Annotated in this window: 5 protein-coding genes and 1 pseudogene; 2 read left to right on the plus strand and 4 right to left on the minus strand. The window is 70.3% G+C overall.

From position 1 onward, the window contains the following. Nucleotides 1-22 precede the first annotated feature (22 nt). Complete coding sequence (locus LXN57_RS47965; RefSeq protein WP_285904666.1) at nucleotides 23-148, plus strand: hypothetical protein; 126 nt, start codon at nucleotides 23-25, stop codon at nucleotides 146-148. Here the strand turns inward: LXN57_RS47965 and LXN57_RS23820 are convergent. From LXN57_RS23820 to ndk, 4 genes are all read right to left on the minus strand, one after another. After that, on the minus strand, nucleotides 100-774 hold the full coding sequence (locus LXN57_RS23820) for a lysophospholipid acyltransferase family protein (RefSeq protein WP_251800386.1): 675 nt from the start codon (nucleotides 772-774) through the stop codon (nucleotides 100-102). The genes LXN57_RS47965 and LXN57_RS23820 overlap by 49 nt on opposite strands. A 149-nt stretch (nucleotides 775-923) precedes the next feature. Then, nucleotides 924-4,043, minus strand: coding sequence for an isoleucine--tRNA ligase (gene ileS, locus LXN57_RS23825; protein ID WP_251800387.1), 3,120 nt, complete (start codon nucleotides 4,041-4,043; stop codon nucleotides 924-926). A gap of 217 nt (nucleotides 4,044-4,260) precedes the next feature. Further along, nucleotides 4,261-5,790 (minus strand): alkaline phosphatase D family protein, encoded by a 1,530-nt coding sequence (locus LXN57_RS23830; protein ID WP_251800388.1) that lies wholly within the window; start codon nucleotides 5,788-5,790, stop codon nucleotides 4,261-4,263. A gap of 52 nt (nucleotides 5,791-5,842) precedes the next feature. Then, nucleotides 5,843-6,265: a nucleoside-diphosphate kinase gene (ndk, locus tag LXN57_RS23835; protein ID WP_251800389.1), complete on the minus strand. Its 423-nt coding sequence runs from the start codon at nucleotides 6,263-6,265 to the stop codon at nucleotides 5,843-5,845. Between the two features lie 141 nt (nucleotides 6,266-6,406). On the opposite strand from ndk, the pseudogene LXN57_RS23840 reads away from it, so the two are divergent. Beyond that, nucleotides 6,407-7,340, plus strand: a pseudogene (locus LXN57_RS23840) (hypothetical protein); the annotation flags it as partial.

The raw sequence follows: 7,340 nt of genomic DNA on the forward strand, positions 1-7,340 counted from the left end.
CGGGGCCGGGCACGATGACGACATGACCCGACGCTGGCTCTTCGCCGATCAGCTCGGCCCGCACTTCCTCGACGCCCCGGCGCGCGAGCACCGTGACCCCTACTCCTTGGGCGGCTTGGCCGGGGCGTACCGCGGCACGTACTCCTGACCGGTGAGCTTCTGGATCTCGGTCATCACCTCGTCGGTGAGCTCGCGCAGCGCCGTGCGGTCGTCGGACCGGCCCACGGTCGGGATCGGCTCGCCGAACTTGACGGTGACGACACCGCGCGCCGGCCTGGGCATGAGCTGGCCGATGGGCTGGACCTTGTCGGTGCCGAGCATGCCGACCGGGACGATCGGCACCCCGGCCGCCACCGAGAGCCGGGCCACGCCGGTGCGGCCGCGGTAGAGCCGCCCGTCGGGCGAGCGCGTGCCCTCGGGATAGAGCGCGACCGCGTCACCGGACTTGAGGACGGGAATGGCGCCGTCGAACGCGGTGAGCGCAGCCCGTCCGCCGCCGCGGGCCACCCGGATGGCGCCGAGCCCGTGCATCAGGCTGCGGTTGAACCAGCCCTTGACGCCCGTGCCGTCGAAGTACTCCTCCTTCGCCCAGAAGGCGAGGTGACGGGGCACCACCGAACCGAGGAAGAGCTCGTCGGCGACCGAGAGGTGGTTGCCGGCGAACACCACGCCACCGGTCCGGGGGATGTGGTTCAGTCCCTCGACGTGGGGACGCCAGCCGAGCATCATCGCGTTGCCGACCGTGACCTTGCCGATCGTGTAGAGCAGCGGCAACTGGGGTTCCTCCGGGGACAGGCGTGCGCACGAAAATGTGGGGGGCGCGGTCAGGTTATCGGACGGAAACCCGGAAGTCCTCGTCGAGCCGACCGACCGGCCCGAACATTCGTCACAGATGTGCGAAATATCCGGACCGGCCGCCGATTTCAGACCGCCTTCGAGACCTGAACTGTTACCTGATCTCCGTCGCCGACCTCGCCCGCGAAACCCTCGGCGCCCGCCTCGGCGAGCGTCACCGACGTCGCCAGCGTCTCGCCGCCGACGAAGTCACGGTGCGCCTCGACCGCTGCCCGCACCGGCCCGGCCGCCGAGACGACCAGCGCGATCCGGTCCGAGACGTCGAAGCCCGCGTCGCGGCGGGCCTGCTGCACGACCCGGATCACGTCGCGGGCCAGGCCCTCGGCCGCAAGTTCCGGGGTCACCGCGGTGTCGAGCACGACGACGCCCGCGCTGCCCGGCAGCGGCGCCGAGTTCTCGACGTCGGCTGCCACCAGCTTCAGCTCGTACTCACCCTCGCGCAGGGTGACGCCGGCGGCCACCGGCGCGCCGTCGACCAGCTGCCAGTCGCCGGCCTTGACCGCCTTGATGACCTGCTGCACCTGCTTGCCGACCCGGGGGCCGAGCGCTCGCGGCACGACGGTCAGGACCTGCTCGGAGGAGGCGGCCACGTCGTCGGTGAAGACGACCTCCTTGACGTTGACCTCGTCGGCCACCAGGTCGGCCAGGCCGGCCAGAGCAGCGGCGTCGGTGGTGGCCACCGTGAGCTTGGCCAGCGGCAGCCGCACGCGCAGGGCCCGCGCCTTGCGCAGCGAGAGCGCGGCCGAGGCCACGTCGCGGATCGCGTCCATCGACGCCACCAGCTCGTGGTCGGACGGGAAGGCCGACGCGTCGGGCCAGTCGGTCAGGTGCACCGAGCGTCCGCCGGTCAGGCCGCGCCAGATCTCCTCAGTGGTCAGCGGCGCGAGCGGCGCCACCACCCGGCACAGGGTCTCGAGCACGGTGGCCAGGGTGTCGAACGCGTCGGCGTCGCCCTGCCAGAAGCGGTCGCGCGACCGGCGTACGTACCAGTTGGTCAGCGCGTCGAGGTAGGACCGGACCGAGGCGGCCGCGCCCGAGATGTCGTACTCGTCCATCTGGTTCTGGACGTCGGTGACCAGCTCACCCGTCTTGGCCAGGATGTAGCGGTCGAGCAGGTGCTGCGAGTCGGTGCGCAACTTCGCCTCGTGGGCGGAGGCGTTCGCGTACAGGCTGAAGAAATACCAGACGTTCCACAGCGGCAGCAGCACCTGGCGCACCGAGTCGCGGATGGCCACCTCGGTGACCGGCATGTCCCCGCCCCGCAGCACCGGCGACGACATCAGCATCCAGCGCATCGCGTCCGAGCCGTGGGTGTCGAAGACCTGGTAGACGTCGGGGTAGTTGCGCAGCGACTTGGACATCTTGCGGCCGTCCTCGCCGAGCAGGATGCCGTGGCTGAGGCAGTTGCGGAACGCCGGCCGATCGAACAGCGCGGTGGCCAGCACGTGCATGGTGTAGAACCAGCCCCGGGTCTGGCCGATGTACTCGACGATGAAGTCGCCCGGGTAGTGGTGCTCGAACCAGTCCTTGTTCTCGAACGGGTAGTGCACCTGGGCGAACGGCATCGACCCCGACTCGAACCAGCAGTCGAGCACCTCGGGCACCCGGCGCATGGTCGACTGCCCGGTCGGGTCGTCCGGGTTGGGGCGGGTCAGCTCATCCACGTACGGGCGGTGAAGGTCCTCGATCTTGACGCCGAAGTCGCGCTCGAGCTCTTCGAAGGAGCCGTAGATGTCGACCCGCGGGTAGGTGGGGTCGTCCGACTTCCAGACCGGGATCGGCGAGCCCCAGAACCGGTTGCGCGAGATCGACCAGTCGCGGGCGTTGGCCAGCCACTTGCCGAACGAGCCGTCCTTGATGTGGGCCGGCGTCCAGGTGATCTCCTGGTTGAGCTCGACCATGCGGTCGCGGAACTTCGTCACGGCCACGAACCACGACGACACCGCCTTGTAGACCAGCGGCGTGTCGCAGCGCCAGCAGTGCGGGTACGAGTGCGTGTACCCCTCGTGGCGCAGGACTTTGTTCTCTTCCTTGAGTCGGGCGATGATCGGCTTGTTGGCGTCGAACACCTGCGTGCCCTGCCAGTCCGGCACGAGCGCGGTGAAGCGCGTGTGCTCGTCGACGGTCACCACGGTCGGGATGCCGGCCGCGTTGCAGACGTTCTGGTCGTCCTCGCCGAAGGCCGGCGCCTGGTGGACGACGCCGGTGCCGTCCTCGTCGCTCACGTAGTCGGCCGCGAGCACCTGGAACGCGTTCGGTCCGCCCTTCTCGACCAGGAAGTCGAACATCGGGGCGTACCGGCGGCCGGCCAGCTCGCTGCCGAGGATCGTGCCGACCGGTGTCCAGCCCTCCAGCTCCTTCGCGTACGAGGGTGTCCTCGACGCTCCCATGATGAGCCGCTTCCCGTCCTTCTCGAGGATCGCGTACTCCAGGGACGGGCCGACCGCGAGCGCGAGGTTGGACGGCAGCGTCCACGGCGTCGTGGTCCACACCGCGATGTCCTCACCCGTCTCCAGGCGGAAGGTGACCGTCAGCGCCGGGTCGGTGCGGTCCCGGTAGACGTCGTCCATCCGGGTCTCGGTGTTCGACAGCGGGGTCTCGCACCGGAAGCAGTAGGCCAGGACGCGGAAGCCCTCGTAGACCAGGCCCTTGTCGTGCAGCGTCTTGAACGCCCACATGACCGACTCCATGTAACTGGGGTCGAGGGTCTTGTAATCGTCGGCGAAGTCGACCCAGCGGGCCTGCCGGGTGACGTAGCGCTCCCAGTCCTTGGTGTAGGCGAGCACGGACGTACGGCAGGCCTCGTTGAACTTGTCGATGCCGAGCTCGACGATCTGGGCCTTGGTGCTGATGCCCAGCTGCTTCTCGGCCTCGACCTCGGCCGGCAACCCGTGGGTGTCCCAGCCGAAGCGGCGCTCCACGCGCTTGCCGCGCATGCTCTGGTAGCGCGGTACCAGGTCTTTCACGTAACCGGTGAACAGGTGCCCGTAGTGCGGCAGCCCGTTGGCGAACGGCGGGCCGTCGTAGAAGACGTATTCGTTGGCGCCGTCCCGCCCGGCCGGGCGCTGCTCGACGGACGCCTCGAAGGTCTTGTCGGCCGCCCAGTGATCGAGGACCGCGCGCTCGACGGCGGGCAGGTCGGGGCTGGCCGGCACGCCCGTGGCGTCGGTGTGCTTCGGATAGGCCATGGTCGGCGGTTCCCCTCATAGCAGTCGTCATCAGACTGCGAGGACGAGCGCTCAGCCCGCGGTACCACCTCGCTTGACGGATCTCTCCGCCCGCTCAATTCTTTGGCCGCCGCCAGCCGGTTCTACTGAGACCGCCAGGTCTGTTCTTCCGGAAGCTCCCCGGTGATGGCCGGATCGTCGCCTGCGCACAGACAACGATACCGGCCCTCCCTGGTTTTCAGCGCCGCGGGGCGGCCAGGGTGGTGCTCCAGAGCGACGCGCCCGCACGGTCACGCAGGTGCACGGTGAACGCCCTGGTCTCGGCGTCGATCTCGACCTCGCCGAAGTGCTGGAAGCCGTCGGCCGGGGACGTGTTGGCGACCGGCGGGGCGTTGACGAAGGCGGTTCGGGGACCGAACGTGCCGTCCAGGGCGTTGGGGCCGAACGCGCCCGCGTGCGCGGGACCGGAGACGAACTCCCAGAACGGCGTGAAGTCCTGGATCGCCGCCCGGGCCGGGTCGTAGTGGTTGGCCTGCGTGTAGTGCACGTCGGCGGTCAGGAAGACGATGCCGGTCACGCCGTGCCGGTGCGCCGACTGCAGCACTTGGGCGAACTCGAGCTCACGGCCCTTCGGCGCGCCCGGGTCACCCTGGGCCACCCCCTCCTGGGCGGCCGCGCCGTCCGGCACGACCAGGCCGATCGGCAGGTCGTTGGCGATCACCTTCCAGGTCGCCTTCGACTCCCGCAGGCCGCGGATCAGCCACTGCCGCTGCTCACGGCCGAGCAGGCCGCGCGCCGGATCCGCGTACGTGTTGCCGTCGTTCGCGTCCTTGAACGTACGCATGTCGAGCACGAAGATGTCCAGGAGCGGCCCGTACGAGATCTTGCGGTGCACCGGCCCCTCGCGGAAGGGCGTCGGCACCCACTCGTGGTACGCCTGCCGCGCCCGCTCGGCCAGCACGTCCACCCGCTTCTCGGTGTAGCGGGCGTCGTCCAGGATCTCGCCGGGGTACCAGTTGTTGGTGACCTCGTGGTCGTCCCACTGGTTGATCTGCGGCACCTCGGCGGCGAACGCCCGGTAGGCCGGGTCGAGCAGGTTGTAGGCGTACTGCCCGCGGTACTCCGTCAGGGTCTCGGCCACCTTGAGCTTCTCTTCGGTGACCAGGTTGCGCCAGATCCGGCCGTCGGGCAGCGTAACCGTCTCGGTCAACGGCCCGTCGGCGTACACCGTGTCCCCGCTGTGCAGCAGGAAATCGGGCCGGCGGCGGCGCATCGACTCGAAGAGCTTCAGCCCGCCGTACGCGGGGTCGATGCCCCACCCCTGGCCGACGACATCGCCGGTCCAGACGAAGCGGACGTCCCGCCGCCGGTCGGGCGCCGTCCGCAACGAGCCACCGACCGGGGCGCCGAACAGGCCCGGCCGCTCCAGGCTCTCCGCACGGACCCGGTAGTAGAGCTGCTCCCCAGCGGGCAGCCCGCGCAACGTCAGCTTGCCGGTGAAATCGGAGCCGGGCGTGACGACGGGACCGCGCAGCACCCGCGAGCCGCGGAAGTCGGGCCGCCTGCTGACCTGCACCCAGAGCCGCCCGGGCCGGTCGGCGCGGCTCCAGACCACCGCCGAGTTGCCCAGGGGGTCGCCGCTCTGAACACCGTGGGTGAGGACGGGCCGGTGACCCGCCGAGGAGAACGCGGGCGCCCCGCCGGCCAGGCCGGCGACGCCACCCGCGACTCCCGCGCGCAGCAGGTTCCTTCGTGAGATCGAGGTCATACCGTGATGCCTATCGATCTCAATTGGCCATCGGGTGGCCGTGCCCTGAACTTCAGATCGGCAGGTTGGGGAACCACAGGGCGAGCTCGCGCTTCGCGCTCTCGGGCGAGTCGGAGGCGTGCACCAGATTCTCCCGGTTGGAGAGGGAAAAATCGCCGCGGATCGTGCCCGCGGCCGCCTTGCGCCCGTCGGTCGAACCGATCATCGCGCGTACGACCTCGATCACCTCGTCGCCCGCGAGGACCACCGCGGCCAGCGGGCCCGAGGTCATGAACTCCTTGAGCGGCGGGTAGAACGCCTTCTCGACGTGGTCGGCGTAGTGCTGGTCGGCCAGCGCCGCGTCCATCGTGCGCAGCTCGAGCGCCTCGATCACCAGCCCCTTGAGCTCGAACCGGGAAAGAATCTCGCCGAGAAGTCCGCGGCGGACCGCGTCAGGCTTGACGAGCACGAGCGAGCGCTCGATGGGGGTGGGCACGACGTTCCTCCAGTACAGGTGGGGGGCTGAGTTTCAGCCTATCGGTACCGGGAACGCGACGAGCGCCAACGCCGGACCTACCGCACTTTCGCTCACACTGAGCCGGGCAATAACCTGACGGGTACGAGCGGGAGGTCCACATTGGCAAACCAGACCGGACGTCCGATCGCGCCGGCACGGAAGCTGGTCGCGGCGGTCGCGGGCACGATCGCGGTCTTCGTGGTCGCGCTGGGCTTCGGCATGTCCAGCCTGGGGGTGGTCATCTTCGGGGTTGCCCTGCTCGGCCTGGCCGTGGCCCTGGGCGTGGTCAACGTGGTGCGCCGCGGCGCCCGGGCCTGGGTGGCCGGCACGGCCGAGGTCTCGGCGATCACGCCCCGACCGATGACCACGGCGGTGTACGCCCGGGCCCGCATCCAGGCGGTGATCGTGGCGCCCGGCCTGCCGACGCGCGAGATCGAGATCAACGAGTCCCGCATCCCCGTGGTCAAGTGGCCCGAGCCCGGCGACACCCTGCCGATCACGGTCGATGTCGACGACCTGCGCCGCGTCAAAATCAACTGGGACGAGGCCGCCCCGCGCGACCGAGCCTCGGACCTGCCGCCCCCGCCGGTCACCGACTTCGACGACGAACCCGACGCCGACCTCGACGCCGACCTGCTGGGCGACGTCGAACCACCCCCGTGGGCCGGCCGCGACCGCACCTGGGGCCGAGGCCCCGACGAGCCGCCGCCCCCACCGCCGCCGGGCAGTTCCCCGCCGCCGCCGGCACCGCCACCCAGCCCGTCAGCTGGCGGAGCGCCCGGCCCGGCCAACCTCGACTCCGAGGAATACAGCGAGAACCCGGTGGTCGTCCGCGACACCCCGGCCGGCAAGGTGGTCGAGGGCGAGTTCGTCGACCACGACGACAGCCCGTCCCCGCTGCCCCGCCGGGCCGCTAGTTCCCCGTACCCGGCCGACTCGCCGCGCGCCGGGGACCCGCCTTACGCCGGGGATTCGGGTTACGCCGGGGATTCGGGTTACGCCGGGGATTCGGGTTACGCCGGGGATTCGGGTTACGCCGGGGATTCGGGTTACG

It is taken from the genome of Paractinoplanes hotanensis (assembly GCF_023717965.1).
Lineage (GTDB): Bacteria > Actinomycetota > Actinomycetes > Mycobacteriales > Micromonosporaceae > Actinoplanes > Actinoplanes polyasparticus.

What these genes read in the sequence shown, in the direction of transcription:
- LXN57_RS47965 (WP_285904666.1), top strand. Translation starts at nt 23, where the DNA reads ATGACCCGACGCTGGCTCTTCGCCGATCAGCTCGGCCCGCACTTCCTC.
- ileS (WP_251800387.1), bottom strand. Translation starts at nt 4,043, where the DNA reads ATGGCCTATCCGAAGCACACCGACGCCACGGGCGTGCCGGCCAGCCCC.
- LXN57_RS23830 (WP_251800388.1), bottom strand. Translation starts at nt 5,790, where the DNA reads ATGACCTCGATCTCACGAAGGAACCTGCTGCGCGCGGGAGTCGCGGGT.